Consider the following 22,924-nt stretch of genomic DNA (forward strand, 5'->3'; position numbering starts at 1 on the left):
AATATCATATTATGTTATCGTATATATGGCTCTTGTTCATAATGTCGCCCTCTCAACCTCTGTCTCACCTTAAATTCTATAGCGCTAGTTACCTACTGAGACATTCTCTTGCCTTTTATCTAGATTCGGGGCTAGAATCAAACTGTATAAATAACCAGTATAAATTATGAATATATTAACTTATCCAGTGAGTGCAGGCGTGGTGGGTTTTGAGTCCCCAGCTGCAGAATATAAACAACTGGAATTGAGCCTTGATGAATTGCTGGTGGAACACCCTTCATCAACTTTTTTAGCGCTGGCACAGGGAGATAGCATGCAAGGAGTTGGGATTTTTTCAGGTGATGTATTGATTGTAGATCGAGCCCTTACTGCGAAAGACCACGATATTATCATTGCCAATCTAAACGGTGAACTGGTTTGTAAAATTCTAGATATCAAAGGACGTCGCTTGCTGAGTGCGAATGAATCAATGAAGCCGGTAAGAATTGATGAACAAGACTCCTTCGCAATAGAAGGGGTATTAGCGAGTTCCATCAGACTCCACCGTGTATCAACTATGTTTTCGGGTTAAGCATGTATTCATTAATAGATGGCAATTCATTCTACAATTCGTGTCATCAAGTCTTCAGACCTGATTTACGTGGAAAGCCGGTTATCACCGTCAGTAACAATGATGGTTGTGCCGTTGCGGTAAACAATCAAGCGAAGGCGTTGAACATTCCAAAGTTCGAACCTTACTTTAAAATCAAGGCATTATGTGAGCAACATGGCGTTACAGTCTTCTCATCTAACTATGAACTGTACTCCAGTTTGAGCTTGCGGATGATGCAAGTGATTGCACGTTTTGGACCTGAACAACTGATCTATTCAATCGATGAAAGCTTCCTAAATCTGGACAAGTGCATAAACATTCCTTGTTTACGAGAGCATGGGGCCGCAATTCGAAAAGCAATATGGAAAGAGTGTCGGATCCCGGTCTGTGTGGGAACCGGCCCGACGCTCACCCTCTCAAAATTAGCCAACCACGCAGCGAAAAAACTCCCTGGTTATCAGGGGGTATGTGTTTTAGATTCAGTGAAAGAAACCCAACGTGTTCTCCAGGCTATTGATGTGGGTTCAGTTTGGGGGATTGGTCGCAAGCGAACGAAAGCATTGCAATTTATTGGGATCACTACCGCAGCGCAACTAGCAAATTTTTCACCTTCAAAAGCGAGAAAAGAATTCGATGTCGGTGTTGAGCGCACGATACGGGAGCTCAATGGTGAAAAGTGTATTCCATTCGACATAGCAAGAGCAGACAAACAACAAGTTTTTTCTACCCGCAGTCTGGGTAAGCGCATAACGGAATTCGATGAGCTTAGACAAGCTATCAGTCAGCATGTGGGCATTGCCTCGCGAAAGATCCGTGCTCAACAGTCACTTTGTAAAGTGTTGGTTTGCTTTGCAGGAAATTCACCTTTTGACGAAAAGCCGGTTAGTTTCAAAGCGATTCACAAATTTGAGTACGCGACAGCTAATGTAGATACCTTAACCAGTGCGGCCTGTGCTCTGGCCAAAACACTCTACAAAGAAGGTGTTCAGTACTACAAAGTCGGTGTTGGGCTGATTGACCTCGTTGACGGAAGGCATGAGCAAGCTGACCTATTTAACCCACAACCCAATAATGCAAAGTTAATGGCTTCGTTTGATCAGATAAACGCAAAGTATGGAACGGACACTATCTTTCTGGCTGCGCAAGGAACACCCACAAGACAGTCTTGGGGTATGCGCCGCGATATGCTGTCTCCACAATACACCACTAAATGGAGCGACTTACCTAGAATCGCCTGCTAGTTTCTGCCCACCGCGTTTGTGTTTCGCAATCTATTCTCCAATTCATGCTCTTTATTTGAACATGCCTTTATCGGGTTGTTGGATACTGAACTCAGTAGTACTTAACAAAGTAGAGAGCAAGAATGGCAGACACGCTAAAAGACCCGTTTATAAGGCAACGACTCCCCTCGAATTCTAAACCAGCATTCGATGACTGGATTGCGCACGTTCCTGTGGGTAATCAGCTGCCGAGAGGCAAGTATTTCCAATGTAAGGTGACAATACCTAAGCACCAGTCAGACGAAACAGAATTGCAGTTCAAACCTTCCCGTTAAAGGCAAAGATATGACTTCAATAAAAATCGTTTCTACAGCTCAACGGCTTCACCAATGTCGTGAACAACAAATATTTCTTTCCGGAGAGCAGGGGTTCATTGAAAAATATGAGAAATGGTCCCCTGTAATACGATTAACGATGGCCAAATTCAATTGTAACGAGTTACATGCCCTGGTCAGAATCTTAGAGATCACTGAGAAGCGACATGATTCAGGCATGTTTACTCATTTGTTGTCGGCAGTAGCTTGCGAGATGTGCGAACCGACTATCACCGTTAACACAAACCACACGACTGAATTCAAAGCCGGAGTCATGGCAAGTAGAAAAGGGGAGAAGTTTAACCCTGATTGCCATATCGAGTGGCAAGAAGGCTATATCCGTGAGCAGTTAAGGAGAGTCGCCAATAATGCGCAAACTCAAGTACGATCTCACTGACTACATGGGACCTGTTGATAAAGCGTTGCTCAGGTTAAGCATCCTAACCATTGGGTCGCATGTAATGATAGTTACTGGCTTTAACGGGCAACTTTTCGGCCTGGTTGAAACCTTACTCACCTTGGGTTTCGTTGCGGCAGTGGCGACAATTGCCTACAAACAAAAACGTAAAGATCGAGAAGAGCACCTTTGAGTTCTTCAGTCTGCTCTAGCGTCGTCTAAATATTGAAACTCGATACGAATCTAAATTGGGAGTCTTGGGATGTATAACAAACTCACAGTTAATCTTAGGAAGATAATATGAAGACAGTGACAGAATTGCACACAATGAATGTCGCTCTATATTGCCCTCACTGCGGAGAAGAACAAGATGTTTTTTGTGGCAATCCTGCGGGTGGTGAATTTGAATGCGACGATTGCAATAGGCCATACAAAGTCCACTCTGAAGCCGATATCGAACATAGATAATCAGCTGTGATTCATCTAACAACACAACAATGCGAGTTAATGTGGCAAGGAGAAGAGTTAAGTAAAATTTCAACGATACCAGTAAAGCAACTACTCTTAGATAATCCTGATAGTTTCGCGGAGCTGGTGGGTTCGATGCTACGGGAAGCAAGGAGCAATTAAGGGCAACCACAACGAACGACCAATATTTTTCGTGACCGTCAAGAACAGTGGCGAAATCGAACGTAACTAAAAGGAACGACGGTTATAAGCTCACCGCTTTACTCTAAAGAATTGAGCTCACCTTCGTGATCAAAATATGAGTAGAAGCCGCACACATCAAAACAGCGATTTACCACCTTACCTATATCGATTTAAACATAAAGACGGAAGAATGCGTTTCCGTCTGAAACTTGTAACAGGCAAATTTTTCAACTTCCCTGTAGGCACGAAGAAACTTCACGCGATCAATGAAGCGGTTAACTACAATATCAAATACCGGTCTATGGAACAGCTCATAGAAAAAGCCCACCGAACTTCATTACCGACTCTCGATAGTGTCCCAGATAAGCCACGACACACTTCTTCAAACGAATTCAATATTCCTTTGGAAAAAGCACTGAAGAAAATTTTTCCGTTGATTAAAAGAGAAGAACTGTCAAAAGGTACGATGGAGAAGTATCAATTGGTGATGAAAAAACTCTGTAAGGATTTAGGAAAAACAAACACTCACGATTTAAACTTACAAATGATGAATGTCTTCTTGAACACTCATTATTCAAAATTTTCAGCTAAGTGCTTCAACAATAATCTGAGCTTTGTTAATAAAGCATTCAGTTACTTAGCAGATCAATCGTATATACCTGATAACTTCATGCGCAATAAGAAACGTCTAAGGATCACTAAAAAAGAACTGGTTAAAAAGCGACAAAGGCTGACATTAGAAGAGTTTGAGTTGATTTATGATAGCGCACCGATCTTTCTTAAAGTAGCAATGGCATTAACGTTAGAGACAACTCATGCCATCAATGAGATCTGTCGTATCAAATACAACATACGCACGCCAAAGGATAACCGTTGTGGAATTGTCTGGAATGAGGATAAGCAGCCTATTTTAGTGGATGGTGAAAAAATTTATGGTTACTTATATATCCATAGACAAAAGGTATTAAATTCCGACGCATCTAGAGTAAAGATCCCCGTCACTCAGTCTATCTATGACATTGTACAGCTGAGTTATACAGACCGTATACGCTGCCCTTATATCGTTCACATGAAACCGATACAAAGACAAAGAGGCGTGGCAAAAGATTGTGATCATATCTACCAAGTGCAAAGCCATTACCTCAGCAAGCAGTTCAGCAGGGTACGTGACAAAGTTGGTGTGAAGTCGCACTTACCAAGTAATGAAAGACCGACGTACCATGAAATTCGTTCCTTAGCGGCTCGAATGATTGAAGAAAAAGGGTTAAGTGCTACAAAGAGAATGGCCCATAGCAACTCAAAAACCACGGAAATCTATACAAAACCTGACCAAGCAGTATGGAATGAGTGTGAGCCAATTTCAGTTAAGCAATACCCGAACGATAACTAAATGGATGTGGGGAGATTTTCAATAGCTTCCATCCTGAGCTAAATAAAACCTAAGACAGAGAAGTGCAACATGCTTTGGCGGTAATAACCCCCTGCAGCTGTCAGCACTAGGGCTTCAACTGACTGGTTATTTTCGTCCTCTAAATGCGCGTTTCTGTGCCATTGCACCATCTTTTGCCAATATTCCGCGACCGTACCTCATCACCATAGCCGGTGTGGACCAACGTCCGGCTTGCTGTACTTGCAAGATGGTGTATCCATCGGTCAATAAATCCTGACACGCGCCAACTCTTGCACTGTGGCCAGTAAAAGTGGCAATACCAACCTTACCCAAATTAAGCGCTTCCCATGCTTTATTGAAGATCTGCTCGATAGTCCATGACGTCATTTTCTTATGTTTTTTGCCGCTTTCAGGGTGGGCTGGGTCGATTAACTTTGGTCTATATGGCGTGTTGTGTCGGCTCACACCGACGAACAAGAAGGCTTGTTCATCAGTGTCATCAAGCCCTGCTAATTCTACGTATTCATGAATAATATCAACAGCTTCCGGACTAAAAACCACTGTATCTGGTTCGCCACTATGATTAGATTTGGTGATAGGGATGGTCAGCAAAGCCGTTCCGTCACCTGGGTACTCTAAGTGACCAAAACGGATATTTGCGATTTCCGACGCACGAAGTAGGGTTTCATAAGCAACAGTCAGCAAAGCCAGATCACGACGATACCGTAGGCTAGGGGAATGACGCCACAATTCGGTTATCTTATCTAAGTGTTTCTCTCGAAACGCTGAAGCCTGTACAATTCGTTCACCCGCCTCAACTTTTCTCCGAAAGATACCGGCCATCTTGTCACGCACGATTTCATCAAGAAATGGATCCGGACAACCCGAGATACGATGAATTTTTGAAATGGCCCAGGCATAAGATCGATTTGAGTTACGGTGTAAGTCGTCGACCTTATCTTCAAAGAATAATTCGATGGTTTCTGCGGCTGCTGGCAATGGGTGATGTTCATGCTCGTGACACCATTTCTCAAATCGTGACCAGTTGCTATAAAGCTGAGAAAGTGAGTTCTTAGCATAACGCTCTTCACGTTTATTGAACTCTCGCAAAAGATGGTTAATAGCATCTTGAATTTTTTGGTACTGTTCGTTCGATGTACCGTGCTTTCGTGCGAGCATGATCGCTTGGTGAACATGTTCTGGCCTTAAACGGGAAAAGTCCGTATGAAGTGAGATTTCAGTGCCGACCATATCATTTCCAACTTATGCTTTCGTAGTTCGTTACAGTCTAACCAATTCCCTGTATTTTTTCTAGATCACATATAATTGTAATTATCTGAGATCTAGAAAATTGAGATATTTGAGCTTTCAATCTTATGAACAATCACCGCTGCATAGTTATTAGTTAAAAGCATTACAGTGTCACTTAATCAGACAGAGTAGGGCAGTTGTAATGTCGTAGTTGGTGCGCAACCAGATAAAATAAGATTCCTATCAGGTGCGATGTCTCACATAGCACAATCGAACACCGAACAGGTGTTCGTTCGTTGTGGACGTTCGGTGTATGTTCGATTAAAATGTATGAAATCCAAATCTGAACTTGAGTACCATCCAATGAGCGACATCAGCACACAGAAAGACCTTACCGCAGAACAGTTACAACGACGCCAACGTGTTTTCGAGATTTGTGATTCGCTCTTCGTTAAAGGCGAAAAAACCAGTGTGCGAAATGTGCTATCGATGATGCCAGATGTAAAATCTACCAGCACAATCAATGTGGATGTCCGTGAATGGAATACTCAAGCTAAGAACAAACGAATGGACTTATTCCGCGAGCGTGGTTTTAGTGATGAGTTCGTTGAATTGTTCTCTACTGAAATTACTCGGTTAAGTGCGGCCAAAGACGCAGAGCACAATGCCGAAGTACTCATGTATAAAGATGAAGCAGATCTGGCCAACGAACTCCTTTTGAAAACTGAGGGTGACCTTGAGTTAGCTGGTGTTCAGTTGCAAGAAGCGAACACTACCATTTCATTGAAAGACAAAGAAATAACTAAACTAAAAACCGAGCTTGAGCAAAGCCAGAAGAACTGTGAAGGTGTTGAAACACGCCTAAGTGATGAGATTGGTGTGTTACAGGACAATGCGAATAATCTAAAGGTCGAATTGGACAAGCATCAAAGTTTACTAGCCAAAGCCGAGGTGAAGCTAGAAAACCAAGTCACTGTGATTGAGAAGCTAGAAAATCAGCTTACAGATTGCCGCAAGCAAATTTCCGAACTAAGTGACACTGTGACGAAAAAGTCGGGTGAGATCATCAGATTTGAAACACAGGCTCAAGGTGACGCTCAACTCCTGCAGGAATTACGCGAGAGTCGAAACAAATTCAGTACCGACCTATCAGAACTTGAAACCGAATACATCACATCGAAATCTGAGAATGCTCGCCTAAACAGTGAGTTGGAACAAGCCATGATTAGGTTCGGTAATGCATCCGAACGACTTACCTCTCTCTCAGACCAGTTGACTGAGCTACGAATGTCTAACAGTCAGAACCTAAGCACCATTGAAAGACAAGGTGCCTTCAACACTCGCCTAGAACAAGATATTAAGCGTCTTACTGAGCAAAACGAAACACAGGAAAAGGAACTATCGACTAAACAGGCGATCATCAAAGAACTTGAGTCCAAAAACACTCAGTTAGACAATAAGTAAGCCCAAGTTATTAGACACTCAGTTTTCCATTAAATGGTGTACAACCTTATGTGTACTCATCTAACTGGAGATAATTATGAGAGCGACAACAAGCTTGTGTGATGTGTTCCAGGACACGAAATTTTCAGCGGTCAAAGATAAACTCAAGGATCTTGCGGAAATCAATAAATTGTTTCATGAAGAGTTTCCACACTACGGCAATCAGCTGCGTGTGGCGAACATCAGTGGAGGTTGCATTGCCATTGAAACGCCAAATAGCATGCTACTCACGAGATTGAAATTTGACAGAATACAAATTCTAAAATGGGCTGAGTCCGTTGATTTGTCTGCCAATGATCTGAAACTAACCGTCAATCCGGCTTTGTATAAGCAGTTAGGATCAGATGTTTATGGTCAAGGATCGCCTAAGCATCAAAAATAGAGCGTTTAATTGACAACACAATAGCTCGCCCAACCTAAGATGGGTTTGTGGCAATATAATGCGCCATGACAACGTATTGACGAATCCATATGAAAATATGGCAGAGTGAAAGTCGCTTAACCGCGACTTTTTCATTTCTACAGTAAGTTGCTCTACTCTATTGAGTCGTTTATAAGACTCTATACATCCGATGCTTGAACCCTGCAGACTTTAAACCATTCACTCAAATCAACTTTGTGTATTTATCCACCAGCCACTAACAAATTTTGTGGATATCTCACTACCCTATTGAGCTCAGAGGTTTAAAACCGATATTTATACAATCAATGCATGAAATTGAGCCCTCTATTTGCACACTTGTCATTAAGATTGCTGTTCAATTGAACGGACTGTAATGGATTTAGCAAAGAGATGTGACTATGACGGACGCAATACAAAATGAATATCAGAAAGAGAGAAACGTGCTCGCCATATCTCTGTTTGTACCTTTGGTGGCCGCAGCTTGCCTTGCAGGAATATTGATTGGTAAGGGTAAAGTTGAGCTATCAATCTTTCACGAAGTCAGTGTGATTTTGGCTTGCAGCGGATTTATCATTGGTATCATTTTTGGCAATCGACTTGTGTTGACACAAATGGAAAAAGTCATCGCGATCCGAGAACGCAGTCAACGCGCCGTTAGGATACGAGAAGCACTGTTAAACGGCGAGATCAAACCCTATCTCCAAAGTAGGGTATCTGAAAAAAGCGGTAAAATTAATGGCTGTGAAGCTTTGGCCAGGTGGGAATCTCAACATGGCGTGATACCACCTGCAGAGTTCATCCCTTTCTCGATAGAAGAGGGTTTGATTTCAAGCATAGACACCGAAATTGCAGTCCAAGCCATACACCAATTGGAAGTGTGGGTGCATGAGCATACTATTGAAGACAACTTTACGCTTTCGTTTAATGTTGCCGCCGACACCCTACAGTGTCCAGATTCAATAGAGAAGATAGCAAATGCTTTAAGCAGTGTAGTGAGTCATAAAGTTACGGTTGAAATAGAGATTACTGAACAAAGCAAGGTAGACACTAACCAATTGATGCTCAGACACATTGAGGTTCTGAAACAATCAGGAGCAGCTTTGGCGCTTGACGATTTCACAGCAGGTCACAATAGCATGACTATGTTGACGTCCATAAAATTTGATTCCATCAAATTCGATAGAAGCCTCATCACCTTTAAGTCCCATGATGTCCGTTCACAAGAGGTAAGCATCAAAGTGTTGGAAAGTTTTGTGGGCTTATCTAAACAGTTGGGGTTGAACACCACTCTAGAAGGGATAGAAACTGAGGAAGCACGTCACTTGTACTCCTCGTCAGGTATAGAGAGTTTTCAGGGCTTTTTGTTTTCAAAGCCCTTGTCTTCCAATAACTTCAAGCAACATTATATTAATTTCAACCATTGACACACGATGCCTAATGGAAGTTCCAAAGGTGGATTGTTCAATGTCAGTGGTCGTTTTGTATTGGCTTATGGTGACGCAAGATTAACGCTATCCGCTAATGAAGTAGAGCAAATGACTACCTTGATTACCAACGCGTCTTGGTACAGCTAACGTAGAGGGAAAATGATGATAAAGCGTATTGAATTTAATGTTCTAGGATGTGGTATGAACACGAGAACGACAGCTAACGAACTTCTTATTGATGTCGCACATGAGCGATTAAATAACTGGTTAGTTGAACACGCAGTTTCAATTGTCAATATTGAATCTATTTATGAGACTAAAATTAACACTGGCGACAGTAGATTTACTTGCCTACGACTTTGGTACACTGACTAAACTGCAACCACCACTAAGGCAAGAAAAGCAAAAAGTAACTGATGACCGAGCTGGTGGGTGCTTTTACCAACGTTTAGTTAACCGGCTCACTATCATGAAGATCTGCCTTCACCGCCCCATCGACCAAGAGTACAGACACCGAATAAATAGACTGTTCAATGTTGCCATCTTCATTCATCCGTTCATAACCACCGATAGTCTTGTCCCCGTGCTGTTCTACCAATTGGCTCAGGGATTGTTGGTTCAAACTGCCCTCGCCTTCTTGCACTGATTCAGACGCGACAACTGACACAGAGACAGTGAAAGACATTGAGGCTACCAAAAAAAAAGCAAATTTCGAATTCATACATTTAATCTCTAATGGTCAAACATACTTGCTATATACAACAATTTACGAACAGTTTAGTTCTTGCTATAGCAATTAGACACATGGCCAGTATGAAATATCTGAATTAAAGCGTTATCGCTCTTGGCTGTCCATATTGTATACCCAAATGAACTGGGCCTAGCTTCTAAAGACCAATCGCTTTGGATCTCATATACGAACCTTGGTGTTTTTATGAAGGTGAGTAGCGAATGGCGATAGTAAGTTTCAACCGTGTCCTCTTTGATTTCTACAAATTCAGTCCAAGACAGGCAGACGGCAAGTAGGCAAAGAGATATCACTTCTTGCACCGGTGGGTGGTAACTATGGGATGAGCTGACCAGTGAGGTGTAAAACATAAACCCAATAAGGACAATGACCCAGCCTCTTACGAAATTTAAAACAGGCACCGTCGCTTGATATTTTGCATTAAAAATAGTCATTGAATTAACTCCGCAATACGTTGATAAGAACCTGGAACCTTACGACTAAACCAATCGTAACGATGTACTTTTTGATCTCGGCTAAATACGTAATCTTGGCTTTTGGTTTTGGTCCACACTGCAACCACCGATTTCGATTTGAATTCATCACTCAGAAACTCAATCGCTCTCGGGGTCATAAAATTTGGATTGATAAAATATGCAGATAGGCCCTTAGACCAACACATATCTATAAACAGTGGATCATCTGAGACAAACACTCGCTTAGTTTTGTTAGTGCCTTTTGTGTAAGACCGGATGAATGGTGATCTCGCGGAGCTGTATCCATTGAGTTTAATGAACACTAAGCGACCTTTGTTAACGAACAATAAGATGGGTTCGCCTTGAAACTCAGTGATGGCATCAATAACGGCATTGGGAACCCAACCGTTAACAGCGTTCACATATTCGATAAATTGTTCAGCGTCTGGAATACAGGATAGATGGTCAGGCACATTGCGTTCATCCACTGAAAGCCCCCACTCTTCCACTTCTTTTGGCAAGACTCTCATTCTCGCGATGTCCATAACGATATCCGTGAATTTGATATCTTCAGGTGTGAGTTCACGGTAAATGTCAGCAGGTATATTCAAACCGGCTAGGCGACATAATTCTATAATGGCGCGATGTGGTGTTACTGAGTGGTCGTTTGAATAGGCGTCGATAATCGAAGTAGGTCCACAAGACTCACAGTTGAAACTGCCAGTGCCTAAAAAGTGGGTCCCCTTGTTTCCACAGGAAGGGCATAACAACTCGACCATTTCACCAGCACCTAATCTGGGGACCAGGTGACCAAACGCTTGATCGATTGTTTCTTTGGTCATCTTTGGAAATAGATGCTCTTTCAAATATCCATTGACTAGATCGGAATCCATACGCATCTCCGTTTCATTCATTTACACCGAAGGTATAAAGGAAGAATGGAGCAATACCGCGTTAAATTGGTTAATTAATGAAAGAGATTTGAGTGTTTAGGAGGTGTGTAAGATTAGTATAGCTGTAGAGAAGGGATGATATGTCGTAGTGGGCGGTAAAGAATCGATTCCTTACCTTTCAAAAGTTAACTTTGACATTCGATTTCAATGTCTCTGCATGTTCAAGTCTAACACCACTTGTCAAATGGGTGTGAACGATACCTTTGGGTTGATCGTGTTCTGGACATGCAGCAAGATATTAGTCATCACCTTCAAATGCTTTATCGCGCTCCATTTCATTTGAAAGCCAATGAACATATGGAAGACCTCCAAACAGTTTGTCTTCTTCTCTTTCAGGGGATGAATGACGATGAGATACGCCTCGTCTCCTTACTCCAGAATTTTTGCGTCGGTTGTTCTGCATTCTATTGCAAAAATCATCGTGACTTTGTTGCTCAGTTCTACGTGACATAATGTAATCTCCTGTTGTTGCATATTTTAGTTATACAACAAAAAAGCTAGGAATGAATATGTTGCGTACCAAAAGTGGGGGGAATGTATTTAGAAGTGTTGTATTGCTCGGTCTGGACAGACGCCGGTATCCGCATTACAACCGATGATCACATTCTCACGGTATCGCGTTGAATCGTTGCCAAAGGCTGGCAACATTGCGCCCTGTGACAACCTACGAGGCTTTTTCTGGTGGGTAACATCAAGTAAGCCTTTGCTATCCATATACGCTTGCCATTGCTTAGGCGACATCTGAGCGTATTGTTCCGGTTCTATGCCAATAGTGAGACGACTGGCCGCTGACCTACTACCCGACATCGCAAAGTGTTCTATTTCTTTATCCGCCAATTCAACTGAATATTGGTATTCGAATTTATCCCAAATACAGTAAGAGTAACTATCCACTTTTGTTTCTTTTGGTACAGGTTCACCCTTGAAGCTACCAACTCGTACAAATCTACTTTGTGAATAAAGCGGAAGCGTAAGTTTCGTGTCACTTTCATATAAAGCCTGTAGAACCGGTGAATGAGATTCAAAGGAGTTCGGTTCAATACAAAGCTGTCGCACTTTTAGCTGGTGGCCATCATCAAAGTGATTTCCTAGACTGATGCGAGAAGAAACATTTCCTTGATGCACCACTCGATGGTACATGTCCATTGCATAACCGTTACTATCTATAATTGCCGCTAAACGAGAATCAAAGTCATGATTGCCATATGAGCTACCTCGTGAACGTAATGTAACCTTCACTCTGTTACTAGAAATGCGCTCGATACCTTCAACTTGAGTAAAGATAATGAAATCCGAATAATGCCGTGCAATTTCAGTCACAATTCGCATTGACTTAATATCACGTTCCACCAACTGGCTCTCATGAAGCTGCACCTTTAGCGAATTAACCAAATCAGACTGTTCACCGTGTTTACTCAAACTCTCGATCTGAGAAGACAACATCGTAATTCGCTTTCGAAGAGGATGACCAGGCTCCCTATGATATTGCTCCAGACTTCTTCTTAAAACTTCATCATTCTTTATCATTTCAAGCTGAGACTGGAACTCTCCTCTGTCTATATGCACATTGACTGTCAGTGATACACATTTAAAATCAGCGCCAGTGCAGTTATTCACTGATTGACTAACAACATCCACATCGGCTACTAGAGGTAGTAGAACCTTCAATGTCTCTAGATAAGCGCCGTTATAACTTTGACTCGTCTTTACATAACCACGTAAATCCGCTTTAGAGACAGCTAAAAACGCGGCTTCATCTTTCAATTGCTGAAAGAGAGCCTGCGTTACTTGCTCGCTCGGAACTACGCGCTCTACAGTTGCGTCGAATGGCTTTGCAGTCACTAGGCTAGACATTAGAAACAACAAAATAAACATACGTCCCATACATCACTCCTCCACTGTTAACGAACTCAAAGCAGTACCATACCCTGCAGTCTGTAAGCCCACGTATGGAACAACAAGAGGATACGTTGGTTGATAGCGCTCAATTCTAAATGGGTATCTCATTCCGGCTGCGACTTTAGAGAAGGCAACATGGGGTTCGCCATTAAGCATCAACATGAATTGTTTAGGGGTTATAACCTGTGAAGAACACACCGCATCAATGCATCCTTGTCGGATCGTATTAATCTCATCTGTATAACGTGACTCTATCCATGCTTTATCAAAGTTAGAATCAACGAGAAGCCAATCATCAATATTCGTTTCATCCGCATTGAAATCCGTGGCTACCTCCCGGATACGAACAGTACTAAACACCGTCACATGGGACCCCAAAAAAGCTGCCTGCTTTGTATCTTTAGGAAACACCAATTCTCCATTAAGCAGTTCACAATAGGTTGGAATCCCTGAACGCTTGAATACTGAATCAGATTCGGAACCTTTTTCGTAATAGTACCCACGACCTATATGGACTATCTTTCCTGACACGTTGATTGCTACTTCTGGCTCTCGGTGAAACAATTGAGCTGTTGTCAGCGATTGATGTGATAAGTAATCATCTGCCGATGCGAATAACATGCAATGATACTTAGCCCTAAATTCGACCTGCTCTATGGACAGCTCTGTGACACTCATCTTCATAGTCACATACCGAGTATCAGAGATTAAAGATGGAATGGCTTTTACCAGATCATTCATCTGCTCGGAACCAGGTAGGGCAAACGAATAGGCAATGTACTGAGACGTTGATGGCTCTCCTATGGAATCAAACACAGGCACCTTATTCAGCTTAACTTTTTGTGGAACGAACCCCGTATCCTTAAATATCGTAGATACCTTGATACGTTTAACAAGCTCCTTTTGCTCCTTTGCTCTTAGCCTTAACCACTGAGAATAGATTCCGTCTTCTGCGCGGAACTCAATTGGTAACCGAGAGTGGCGTGACTCTATCAATGTAAATTGGTTTAGCTGCGCACTGAGTACATCTTTGGGCTTTGACTCAAGTTGCGACATGCCACTAGCACTGTTATGAAGGCTTTGACTGATAGCCTTAGCAATTTGTTTATCGACTATCAATTTAATAGTTGTTTCTAAGCAAATGCCAACATCGCATTCAACTTTATCCTGAGCTAAGACAATAAGTTTCTGAATGGATGGCTGGTAAGAATACACAAGTCCAAATTTGTCTCCCTTGGAAATGGTTTGCTCAACTCGTTCCAACGCATCAACTTTAGCGGCTTCCACACCTAAAGCTTCTAAGCCAACCGTAGTTTGCGCATCCATGATTAATAAACTTCTCCCTGAAACCTCATATGCTTCAGAAACGAACGACATGATCATCAATGCGATTGTGGAATATATCTTCATTCGGAAACCTAAAAAAAACCCTATTGGAGTTTATATACACCAATAGGGTTTAGTTATTCGAAATATCGATTAAACGTCATCAATATGGGCATTATGTATATTTTGTTTCTTGGTCATAGTTGACGTCACCATCGATTTCTCCTACTGAACCTCCCAAGCCAACTACAGTATCAAGCTTGTCGCCATTGATAATTTCATCGGCATCCATTTCAAGATTTGTCTTGTCGCCAGTAGTTAAAGCTGTCGCAATATCCAACTTATTAGAATGGTCTCCTAAGTTTGCGTCAGACGTACTTGGGTCCATATCTCCATCGCTTGGAGCATCAAATCCTGTTGATGCTAGTTGATCACCATTTTCTCGCATCATAGAGTCATGCTCTGCACCATCGCTCGGTGCTACCGATGTGTCAAACTGGTTAGGAGTATCCATCGCTACTTGCGTACCCGATAGCTCAGTGCTTTGCTGCTCTTCGGCTCCGGATACTGGCGCTTCAAAGCTCGTTGACGCTAAGTGTTGTTCACCCTCGCGCATGGTTGAGTTCATTTCTCCGCCATCACTTGGTGCCACCGATGTATCAAACTGGTTAGGAGTATCCATCGCCACTTGCGCTTCAAACTGTTCAGCGCTTGGCTGCTCGACCGCTCCTGATACTGGCGCCTCAATGTTCGTTGACGCTAATTGTGCGTCGCTTTCTTTAGCGATGAACTCATTGTCTGCACCTGTACGCGCCGATTCCATGTCACTATCTGAGCTCGCAGTAAGGTCACTATTAGATTGACTAGAACCAGTAGAAGCCAACATTTCATTACGAGCGCTCGGCAATTCCTTTGTCCCGTTAGCTATCTGAATAGCTTCATCAGAGTTAAGCTCTCCACTTTGAACTGCATTGAACACTTCAATGCCTTCATCAGCAGTAAGTTGGCCACTAGCAATAGCTTCCATCACAATCTCTTTATCTCCATCAGCCATACCACTGAACTGTGAAGACTCCAATAATGCTAGGTCCATTGAACCGCTTCCGGTAACAGAAGGCGAACTTGGATCACTTTCGTTGAGTGATGCTAGTTTGGTTTGATTCCCCATTTTGTAATCATTTTGAGAGTCCTCAATAGTTCCCGCGCCTTGATTGCCGTTATTGGAGTCAGTGGGTGCATTCGCCAATTGGGTCTGATTTGTTCCTGTCTCCTTCTCTGAAGTATTAGGGCGTTGTGTATTTGCAACAGCATCAGTTGCCTTTTGAGTAGGAGCACTCGCCAGTTGTGTTCCTGACTCTACATTGCCCGACTGTGCTACTGAACTTTCAGTACGTGAGTTCGTAGGTACTGTCTCATCCACTTTCTGCGGTGATGCGCTTGCCACTTGCGTTGCTGGCGCTACTGTACCCGTTTGAGCCACCGACTGTGGTGCTGAACTTTCAGGGCGTGAGTTCGTAGGTACTGTCTCATCCACTTTCTGCGGTGATGCACTTGCCACTTGCGTTGCTGGCGCTACTGTACCCGTTTGAGCCACCGACTGTGGTGCTGAACTTTCAGGGCGTGAGTTCGTAGGTACTGTCTCATCCACTTTCTGCGGTGATGCACTTGTCACTTGCGTTGCTGGCGCTACTGTACCCGTTTGAGCCACCGACTGTGGTGCTGAACTTTCAGGGCGTGAGTTCGTAGGTGCTGTCTCATCCACATTCTGCGGTGATGCGCTTGCCACTTGCGTTGCTGGCGCTACTGTACCCGTTTGAGCCACCGACTGTGGTGCTGAACTTTCAGGGCGTGAGTTCGTAGCTACAGTGTCAGAGGTCTTCGACGTCTCTACCGTTTCGGCTGATTTATTATCAGGAACTACCTCTTGATTGCTTTGAACTTGGGTATGCTGATTATTACTGTCCTCTGGCTGTAATGGGCTACTAGGTAATGCGCTAACAACCATTGAAGCTAGTTTGGAGAAACCTGTTTGATCATTGCCTTGGGTTTGTTGTGTCGTTGTTTCCTTTGAACTATTTGCCTCTGTTGGTTGAGCATCAGGTTGGGTGTTTTCTGTTGAAGCAAGCATCTCCTCTTTCTCTTGCAACGACGTAATTGCCTGATTAGCGGTCATTTCACCTGAACTTACAGCATTGAACAGTTGAGATCCTTCTTTTACAGAAATCGTATTACTGTCAATGGAGTCAAAGATTTGTGATTTCTGTTCGTCACTCATACCACTGTTCTCTGATGCCTCCATAAGTGCCAAGCTTTGCGCTGCAGTTTCAGCGAATTTTGTCATTGAACTTGGTACTGATGACGGCTCATTTGACGGTACAGAACGCGGCATTGCTGTGTTCGCTACGGTGTCATTAACACCCGTTAATGGAGTTGTTCCGTTAGATTGGCCCTCTTTAATTGCAGCTTCATTTTGCTCTTTACCTGTCGCTTCAAGTTGTGACAACTTCACTTCATTCGGTGTATCTTTAGCTGCGTGGTAAGCTTTCTGGTGTTCGGCCCCATCCTCTGTTCCAATCTGCAGATAATGTTTAGATAACAATTTGCCATTTACGACATCGTAATTCTTATTGACCTCAGATTGATTTGATAGATTCGAAACTTGCTCATCAGTAAGGGATGTACCAAGTGTTGAAGCAACATGAGCAACGTTGTTGTAATCAATGTCTCTGAACCCGTCCTCAGAGCCACCCATAAACAGTTTATAGTCCTCTAACGCTTCCATGGTGTATTTGCCCGATGCAAGTCCACCTACTTCTTTGGCAAATGACTCATCCTCAGCCATTTCCGTTCTTAGTTTTTCTATATTCCCAACCGCATTATTGTGATGCTTGATTTCAGTGTCACTGAGTAGCCCATCTTTATTGAGCGTGTTCTCATCACTGGTTAACGCGATCACAGCGGCACCATACACACCTTCGGAATTAGTGGTGAGTCCAAAATCACGAGCACTTGGGTTAGTCGCAATTTGTGGTCTTGTTAATAAATCACCACCTTTATTCAATGGTGATTCTAAGTGCTTCATATTTTCTGCGGCAGGTTCTGATAGCTGTTGCGCTGTCGCAGAGTGAAACTGAGAAACTAGCCCCGCTGCAACGTCATTTACTAATCCACCAGCATCTTTCGCAGCACTCTTAACTTCTTGAGAAATTGGAGTTGGATTAACTGTATCAGTGGCAGTTTCAATGACCTTAATCTCATCTGTTTTCTCAGGCGCAACTTTTGATGCATTGGCGCGAGCCTTATCAACATTGTCCCCGTGCTCTTCTTTGATATTTTTGGTGGTCAATAATGTACCAACCTCATTCAGTCGCTCATCTCTTGTTTTCTCAAAGCCTTGCTGGTGTCTTTGAATTTCTTCCGGAATGCCTGCTACGGCTGAGTTGCTGGTGGTATCTTTCACAGACCCTAAATTGTTACTCATCGTGGCAAAGTTTTTCGACATATCATTAAGTGCTTTGTCACCAATCAAGAAGTCGGCTTCATTGAATTTCTGCGAGATATCCATCAAGCCAGATTTCATTGAATTCATGTCTTTAGCGTTCGCCACTTCTTGATATTGATTAACCATTTCACTTGAGAAAAGTACTGCTGCAGCACGACCCACATCTCCGTGATAGTATTTAGATGCATCACGTTGTATTTGGAGGTTTCGGGCTTGAGCATTGGCCTCAACGACTCTACGCTCCTCTGGGTTCATGTTGGCCATCTCACTTTCGGTGTTATAACCATTAGCCACCCACTCTTTAAATTCCTTATTGTTTGCCGCATTTGTAAAATTGGTTGAATAGTTTTGATTCAAACCTTTTGCAACACCCAATGCGTGACTCGTCGTTTCTTGGAATTGTTTCGCAGCTGTATAACTTTTCAGGTCTTGAATAGCATTTTGTCCCGTTTCGCCCCAACCTGTCGTTCTTGAAAGACCATGAACCTTTTGAATCGCTTCTTGACTGGTATATTGAGCACTGGTGCCGCCTTGTTCACTGGTCACGTAACCTAAGCTTGCCTGCAATGCCTCTGCCTCACGTTCCGTAAGGTTAAACCCGCCTTCTGCGTTAACCTGAACTCGGCCATCAAGACCAACCGCGAAGTCACTTTTGCTTCTTGAACCCACTCGGTCTGTTTTTCCGGAACTCTTGTCATTACTCTTAGTGTCAGTAACTTGGACTCTTTCTGCTTTTGAATTGCCCTTATCTTCTATGTGGCTGGTTCTAGTCACGGGGCCACGTCCGTGTCGTCCTGCAGCCTGAGAGCCCCCCTGCGTATTCGACATTGTTTTATTACTTTGTCCATTACTGTATTGGGTAGAGTCAGAAGCTTGAGTCGACGTCTTTGCACTCTCAGAGGTTTGCTGTGTTGAATCCTCTCCACTTCCCCAACCGAAATTTCCGCTACCCGAGCCACTACCACCCATTACTAACTTACCCATCAATTGAGTAATTTCTTGAGTATCTAGATTGGTGTTTTTCTGTAAGCCTTCACGCACCTGTGATGCAAATTGAGCATTTTCAGAATATTGATGACTATCACTACCGTTCGCACTTTTTCCTTTTTGAATCTGCGTCATAAGTTGAGAAAGCTTGCCCCATGACTGTTGATGTGAAGCTTGGGATGATTGAACTCGCGACTCTGCCATACTTGATGTAAGGGACAAGTTACTTGTCATATTCGACATACCACCGAGTGTTGGCATGTTTTGATCTTGAATTTGATTTGTTGAATGAACCACACCGTTATCACCCATAGTCCAACTGTGATTACCCATTCTGAGTGAACCATTTTTGGCACCAACTGCAATATCTGGTGCGACAGCACTAGGATTAACATGTGCGGTTCCCCCGATCTTGCCAGCCATACTCACGGTTGCGTATTCGCCACCTTTCAAAAGCATATAAGCCAACATAGGAACCATTGTCGTCATGTAAGATGCGGTCGCTATATAACTTCGCGCTTCGGAATAGAAATTGGACAATCCCCCTATGGTGTATGCTGTTTGCTCAGTGATCGACGTTTCCAACGCATTTTGAATAGACCAATCGAGATAGAAGTTAATCAGAATCATCACAAATGGATACAATCCAACTAACACTAAGAATCGCATGTATGACGCGGCGATCTTAAAGCCCCCTTCACCAAAGATGATAAAGAAGGACATAAGTGGTGCAGCAAACCACACGAACGCTTCAAAAAATGAGATGGTGGCAGGGGCCATTTCAAGCCACAAGTTTCTGTCACCTGCCATAGTGAAAAGACGCTGTTGTTTCGCTTGATATTCCATAGCGTCAACAAGTTGGCCTCGTGCAGAATGACTAGCATCTAACCCCATAGCGTTCTTTTTGACGTGATAATCAAGGAAGTTATTCATTTGAAATGTGTAGCTGTCCATTGATGCAGAGCCCAACTGCTGAAGTGCAGAGCTTACTTGTGTCGCTGAAATGCCTTTCGCTTCATTTAACTCATCGAGTCCGTCGGCTAATTTCGATTGGTCATTATCAATGTACGCGCTCAGTGCAGTGTAAGCGTCTTTACAAGACATGAACGACGGTTGACCTTCAAGGTACATGTCGATGTACCAAATCGTTGAGCTCACCTCCATCGCGGCCCAAGCATCGACATTCGTCAATACATTGCCAACCTTCGCCTCTTGATAGGCTCCACCAACTTCCATGTCTTTGAACAAACAGCCATTCATGTAACTGTCTATGCTGCGTATGAAATCACTATCTGCATGTCCAATAGTACGAATATTCGGACTATTTACAGACCCTTCAATCGCCACCAGCGTTCTAAGTGCGTCTAAGTGTGTGCCTGAGTTCTGAGGCATCACAAAGATGTCACTCAAAATATCGATAAATGCGATAGGTACTTGAGTCGTTACAGCCCCACCTATCGCCAAACCAACAGGAATGTCAGTAAAATACGCTGAATCACCCGTACCAGCATGTTCGACTACAATGTCGACCCTCGGGTAGAAACACAGCATCCAGATAAGATAGCCCTTGCACACTGTTCCTAAGAATTCACCACCAACCTGACCCTTTTCAAAGAATTGTTTGAAGGCTGCAACGAAGAAGGAAAGAACTAATCCAAGACCGAACAAGTAGTTAGGCTGTCCAAAATCACCTGTTGATGGATCGAACGCCATCGACAAGCCAAGGAAAACTTGTCTAGCCCAATCAAAATTACCAATGGTATATATCAGAAATTCCATGACTTAGTTCTCCATACTCTTCTCGACTAACATATGCAAACGGTTCTTAGAGTCTTGTTGTTCATAGTGGCGGTCCACAATGTCCATCTGTATGTTCAACATTTCTCTTGCTTCTTTGATGTATGCTTGGGCATTAGCATCGCTGTCGGCTTTAGCCGCGATTGCGACCGCATCTAAATACGCACGAGCAGACGCGAAAAATTGCATCGCAAAGTTGTACGCGTATTCATTAGCAATTGCCTCGTAGTAACCTTGGACCTCTGAACTTTTTCGGTATTTGGTCGCGAGTAAAGCTATGTAGCCATATACATCCATACCGCCACCCTGAATCACAGCTTTTTGAGTAGGACCAAAATCATTCGCACCGCGAGCACCTGTTCGATAGACCTCTAATACGCCTGCGGTCCCGTCTGTCGTTCCGTCCAACGCTTCTAAGAACTGTTTGTTCAACGGCCTCCAATCAATCGTTTCTTGAGTAATATCGAGACATTTAGAGCTGGCCACCGTATCTGGGTTGCCGTCATTACACTTGAGCCTTGTCACTTGCTCTTGAGTATCAAAGCCACCAAAAGCGATATCTATCAGAGTCAACGTCGCTGGTACGGGAGTTGTCGCAATTGAAGAAGTTTCGACACCTTGGCGGTCAGGGTTAGTGTTATCAGCAACATCACGGATTTCTGTCCCAACTAGCGACATGACGGTTTCCGAAAATCTAGGGAAGAAGTCAGCGGCACCAACATTCATTTTTGATGTTCTCATGCCGTTGATTAGCAGGTTACCTGTCAGTAATTCCTCACCATTCTGAACTTTTTGGGAGAGCTCAAGCAATGAAGTGCCTGGGACCATGTTTTGAAACCAATCAGCTGAATCTGTCGCAACGCCAGTTGAGTTTGCGACTTGACTGATTGCCAAAGTATCTCGGATTGATTGTTCATATGGGCCGACCGCGTTGGCCATTAATGCCTGACCCGCTTCACATGAGTTCTTGAAAAATTGGTTCCATTCATCCATCGCTTTTTTCAAGGCTTTGATGTTTGCAGCACACGTCGGACACAGAGCATCTAAAGCTAGGTTGAAGGCATATGACGCACTACCCGCTGCAATTTGTCTCATTGAGTTTTGAAGCATCCCAGTTAAATCTTTGATCATTGAAAATGAACCGAGATTAAGGTCGATGCCGTTGCATCCGGCTTTCATCGAAGGGCCTTGAAAGTTCACGATATTTGGATCATGACTCTTAACACGGTATGAAAAAGAACCGAGTGCGATGGCGTTTTTATTACTGGTTTCGTAGTCGACAATACCATGACCTGTCGAGTACCCATTGAAGACGTCTTGCATTGGGTTGGCCAACACATTGATAGAGCATGTCAGCGAGGCGGCAACGATAAAAGACCTAATACGTTTCATAATTGATTGCCTCCTGCGCTTGTGCATTGACATTCTTTGTCAAACTTTTCTGTTGGTCTGATTCAGGCGAAGGGATAAACGGCAACACATTAAGTACCAACTCCTTCGCAATTTCGTAGCTGTCTTCAACCACTACTCGCTCATAAAACTGATATTCACTTGGTTCTAGAGTTTCAGGGTCAATAAGGTGAAGCTTGGCGAGTTCGTAGCTTGCTGACTCTGCAGAGCTATAAGCGGTCAAAGCTTCAGGGACCTCAAGAACGAGCGCTTCATAACGCAAAACTGGGAGCAAGCTTGAATAGAAATTAAGTAGGCTGACTTTCAACGCGTTGATGTCGCCTTTATTCGACGTAATAGCGCCAAATAGCCGCTCGTAATCGGGCATTTCTACTATTTGTCGAGTCGTCGATTGATGGGAGTTGGTAGTGTTTGATGACGTAATCACGGGCTTTTGTGACTCGTTAGCCATCACTAATGTACTGAATGTCAGTAGAACCACTGGTATAAGCTTCATGACCATATCCTGATAGAGAACTAGGATTAGTGTTACTTAACGCCAGTGCAAAAAATTCAAATAAGGAGCCTTTTTTCGGTAATTAACGTGCAACTGATATAAAAAAGCCTGCTCATTAACTAATGAACAGGCTCCATTTAACC

Annotated in this window: 20 protein-coding genes; 11 read left to right on the forward strand and 9 right to left on the reverse strand. The window is 43.2% G+C overall.

Going from position 1 to position 22,924, the window contains the following annotated elements; translation table 11 throughout:
• Nucleotides 1-166 precede the first annotated feature (166 nt).
• From OCV56_RS25385 to OCV56_RS25415, 7 genes are all read left to right on the forward strand, one after another.
• Nucleotides 167-571, forward strand: a complete 405-nt coding sequence (locus OCV56_RS25385) for a LexA family protein (RefSeq protein WP_086715489.1) — start codon at nucleotides 167-169, stop codon at nucleotides 569-571.
• A gap of 2 nt (nucleotides 572-573) precedes the next feature.
• On the forward strand, nucleotides 574-1,833 hold the full coding sequence (locus OCV56_RS25390) for a Y-family DNA polymerase (protein ID WP_086715487.1): 1,260 nt from the start codon (nucleotides 574-576) through the stop codon (nucleotides 1,831-1,833).
• Between the two features lie 122 nt (nucleotides 1,834-1,955).
• Entirely contained in the window at nucleotides 1,956-2,147 is a 192-nt protein-coding gene (locus tag OCV56_RS25395) for a hypothetical protein (RefSeq protein ID WP_086715485.1), read from the forward strand.
• A gap of 139 nt (nucleotides 2,148-2,286) precedes the next feature.
• Complete coding sequence (locus OCV56_RS25400) at nucleotides 2,287-2,583, forward strand: hypothetical protein (protein WP_133152402.1); 297 nt, start codon at nucleotides 2,287-2,289, stop codon at nucleotides 2,581-2,583.
• Nucleotides 2,555-2,776, forward strand: a complete 222-nt coding sequence (locus OCV56_RS25405; RefSeq protein WP_086715480.1) for a hypothetical protein — start codon at nucleotides 2,555-2,557, stop codon at nucleotides 2,774-2,776. Before OCV56_RS25400 ends, OCV56_RS25405 begins: the two co-directional genes overlap by 29 nt.
• 107 nt (nucleotides 2,777-2,883) lie before the next feature.
• Nucleotides 2,884-3,051, forward strand: a complete 168-nt coding sequence (locus OCV56_RS25410; RefSeq protein WP_158094639.1) for a hypothetical protein — start codon at nucleotides 2,884-2,886, stop codon at nucleotides 3,049-3,051.
• A 298-nt stretch (nucleotides 3,052-3,349) separates the two neighbouring features.
• Complete coding sequence (locus tag OCV56_RS25415; RefSeq protein ID WP_143691594.1) at nucleotides 3,350-4,624, forward strand: phage integrase Arm DNA-binding domain-containing protein; 1,275 nt, start codon at nucleotides 3,350-3,352, stop codon at nucleotides 4,622-4,624.
• 126 nt (nucleotides 4,625-4,750) lie between these two features.
• Here OCV56_RS25415 and OCV56_RS25420 read toward each other — a convergent pair whose 3' ends face one another.
• Nucleotides 4,751-5,875 (reverse strand): tyrosine-type recombinase/integrase, encoded by a 1,125-nt coding sequence (locus tag OCV56_RS25420; RefSeq protein ID WP_086715478.1) that lies wholly within the window; start codon nucleotides 5,873-5,875, stop codon nucleotides 4,751-4,753.
• A gap of 252 nt (nucleotides 5,876-6,127) precedes the next feature.
• Between OCV56_RS25420 and OCV56_RS25425 the strand changes: the two genes are divergently transcribed.
• The 4 genes from OCV56_RS25425 (at nucleotide 6,128) to OCV56_RS25440 (ending at nucleotide 9,355) form a co-directional block, all read left to right on the forward strand.
• Nucleotides 6,128-7,339: a hypothetical protein gene (locus OCV56_RS25425; RefSeq protein WP_143691593.1), complete on the forward strand. Its 1,212-nt coding sequence runs from the start codon at nucleotides 6,128-6,130 to the stop codon at nucleotides 7,337-7,339.
• 76 nt (nucleotides 7,340-7,415) lie between these two features.
• Complete coding sequence (locus tag OCV56_RS25430; RefSeq protein ID WP_086715474.1) at nucleotides 7,416-7,760, forward strand: hypothetical protein; 345 nt, start codon at nucleotides 7,416-7,418, stop codon at nucleotides 7,758-7,760.
• Between the two features lie 419 nt (nucleotides 7,761-8,179).
• Nucleotides 8,180-9,205 (forward strand): EAL domain-containing protein, encoded by a 1,026-nt coding sequence (locus OCV56_RS25435; RefSeq protein WP_086715472.1) that lies wholly within the window; start codon nucleotides 8,180-8,182, stop codon nucleotides 9,203-9,205.
• A 6-nt stretch (nucleotides 9,206-9,211) separates the two neighbouring features.
• The gene (locus OCV56_RS25440; RefSeq protein WP_157939168.1) at nucleotides 9,212-9,355 is read left to right on the forward strand and encodes a hypothetical protein; all 144 of its coding nucleotides are present in this window, start codon (nucleotides 9,212-9,214) and stop codon (nucleotides 9,353-9,355) included.
• Between the two features lie 301 nt (nucleotides 9,356-9,656).
• Here the strand turns inward: OCV56_RS25440 and OCV56_RS25445 are convergent, their stop codons facing one another.
• The 8 genes from OCV56_RS25445 to OCV56_RS25480 form a co-directional block, all read right to left on the reverse strand.
• Complete coding sequence (locus OCV56_RS25445; protein ID WP_102423505.1) at nucleotides 9,657-9,893, reverse strand: hypothetical protein; 237 nt, start codon at nucleotides 9,891-9,893, stop codon at nucleotides 9,657-9,659.
• 493 nt (nucleotides 9,894-10,386) lie between these two features.
• Nucleotides 10,387-11,304, reverse strand: a complete 918-nt coding sequence (locus OCV56_RS25450; protein WP_086715471.1) for a hypothetical protein — start codon at nucleotides 11,302-11,304, stop codon at nucleotides 10,387-10,389.
• Nucleotides 11,305-11,602: 298 nt separating this feature from the next.
• Entirely contained in the window at nucleotides 11,603-11,815 is a 213-nt protein-coding gene (locus OCV56_RS25455; RefSeq protein WP_133152253.1) for a hypothetical protein, read from the reverse strand.
• Between the two features lie 89 nt (nucleotides 11,816-11,904).
• Nucleotides 11,905-13,248, reverse strand: a complete 1,344-nt coding sequence (locus tag OCV56_RS25460) for a hypothetical protein (RefSeq protein WP_086715469.1) — start codon at nucleotides 13,246-13,248, stop codon at nucleotides 11,905-11,907.
• A 3-nt stretch (nucleotides 13,249-13,251) separates the two neighbouring features.
• Nucleotides 13,252-14,673: a hypothetical protein gene (locus tag OCV56_RS25465; RefSeq protein WP_086715467.1), complete on the reverse strand. Its 1,422-nt coding sequence runs from the start codon at nucleotides 14,671-14,673 to the stop codon at nucleotides 13,252-13,254.
• Nucleotides 14,674-14,764: 91 nt separating this feature from the next.
• Complete coding sequence (locus OCV56_RS25470; RefSeq protein WP_150330746.1) at nucleotides 14,765-20,857, reverse strand: conjugal transfer protein TraG N-terminal domain-containing protein; 6,093 nt, start codon at nucleotides 20,855-20,857, stop codon at nucleotides 14,765-14,767.
• Between the two features lie 3 nt (nucleotides 20,858-20,860).
• Nucleotides 20,861-22,267 carry a conjugal transfer protein TraH gene (locus OCV56_RS25475; protein ID WP_157939204.1) on the reverse strand — a complete coding sequence of 469 codons (1,407 nt, stop codon included), beginning with the start codon at nucleotides 22,265-22,267 and terminating at the stop codon, nucleotides 20,861-20,863.
• The gene (locus OCV56_RS25480; RefSeq protein WP_086715044.1) at nucleotides 22,254-22,781 is read right to left on the reverse strand and encodes a hypothetical protein; all 528 of its coding nucleotides are present in this window, start codon (nucleotides 22,779-22,781) and stop codon (nucleotides 22,254-22,256) included. Before OCV56_RS25480 ends, OCV56_RS25475 begins: the two co-directional genes overlap by 14 nt.
• Between the last annotated feature and the right edge of the window lie 143 nt (nucleotides 22,782-22,924).

The organism is Vibrio gigantis (assembly GCF_024347515.1).
GTDB classification, from domain to species: domain Bacteria; phylum Pseudomonadota; class Gammaproteobacteria; order Enterobacterales; family Vibrionaceae; genus Vibrio; species Vibrio gigantis.

What these genes read in the sequence shown, in the direction of transcription:
- OCV56_RS25385 (WP_086715489.1), top strand. Translation starts at nt 167, where the DNA reads ATGAATATATTAACTTATCCAGTGAGTGCAGGCGTGGTGGGTTTTGAG.
- OCV56_RS25390 (WP_086715487.1), top strand. Translation starts at nt 574, where the DNA reads ATGTATTCATTAATAGATGGCAATTCATTCTACAATTCGTGTCATCAA.
- OCV56_RS25395 (WP_086715485.1), top strand. Translation starts at nt 1,956, where the DNA reads ATGGCAGACACGCTAAAAGACCCGTTTATAAGGCAACGACTCCCCTCG.
- OCV56_RS25400 (WP_133152402.1), top strand. Translation starts at nt 2,287, where the DNA reads ATGGCCAAATTCAATTGTAACGAGTTACATGCCCTGGTCAGAATCTTA.
- OCV56_RS25405 (WP_086715480.1), top strand. Translation starts at nt 2,555, where the DNA reads ATGCGCAAACTCAAGTACGATCTCACTGACTACATGGGACCTGTTGAT.
- OCV56_RS25410 (WP_158094639.1), top strand. Translation starts at nt 2,884, where the DNA reads ATGAAGACAGTGACAGAATTGCACACAATGAATGTCGCTCTATATTGC.
- OCV56_RS25415 (WP_143691594.1), top strand. Translation starts at nt 3,350, where the DNA reads ATGAGTAGAAGCCGCACACATCAAAACAGCGATTTACCACCTTACCTA.
- OCV56_RS25420 (WP_086715478.1), bottom strand. Translation starts at nt 5,875, where the DNA reads ATGGTCGGCACTGAAATCTCACTTCATACGGACTTTTCCCGTTTAAGG.
- OCV56_RS25425 (WP_143691593.1), top strand. Translation starts at nt 6,128, where the DNA reads ATGTCTCACATAGCACAATCGAACACCGAACAGGTGTTCGTTCGTTGT.
- OCV56_RS25430 (WP_086715474.1), top strand. Translation starts at nt 7,416, where the DNA reads ATGAGAGCGACAACAAGCTTGTGTGATGTGTTCCAGGACACGAAATTT.
- OCV56_RS25435 (WP_086715472.1), top strand. Translation starts at nt 8,180, where the DNA reads ATGACGGACGCAATACAAAATGAATATCAGAAAGAGAGAAACGTGCTC.
- OCV56_RS25440 (WP_157939168.1), top strand. Translation starts at nt 9,212, where the DNA reads ATGCCTAATGGAAGTTCCAAAGGTGGATTGTTCAATGTCAGTGGTCGT.
- OCV56_RS25445 (WP_102423505.1), bottom strand. Translation starts at nt 9,893, where the DNA reads ATGTCTTTCACTGTCTCTGTGTCAGTTGTCGCGTCTGAATCAGTGCAA.
- OCV56_RS25450 (WP_086715471.1), bottom strand. Translation starts at nt 11,304, where the DNA reads ATGGATTCCGATCTAGTCAATGGATATTTGAAAGAGCATCTATTTCCA.
- OCV56_RS25455 (WP_133152253.1), bottom strand. Translation starts at nt 11,815, where the DNA reads ATGTCACGTAGAACTGAGCAACAAAGTCACGATGATTTTTGCAATAGA.
- OCV56_RS25460 (WP_086715469.1), bottom strand. Translation starts at nt 13,248, where the DNA reads ATGGGACGTATGTTTATTTTGTTGTTTCTAATGTCTAGCCTAGTGACT.
- OCV56_RS25465 (WP_086715467.1), bottom strand. Translation starts at nt 14,673, where the DNA reads ATGAAGATATATTCCACAATCGCATTGATGATCATGTCGTTCGTTTCT.
- OCV56_RS25470 (WP_150330746.1), bottom strand. Translation starts at nt 20,857, where the DNA reads ATGGAATTTCTGATATATACCATTGGTAATTTTGATTGGGCTAGACAA.
- OCV56_RS25475 (WP_157939204.1), bottom strand. Translation starts at nt 22,267, where the DNA reads ATGAAACGTATTAGGTCTTTTATCGTTGCCGCCTCGCTGACATGCTCT.
- OCV56_RS25480 (WP_086715044.1), bottom strand. Translation starts at nt 22,781, where the DNA reads ATGAAGCTTATACCAGTGGTTCTACTGACATTCAGTACATTAGTGATG.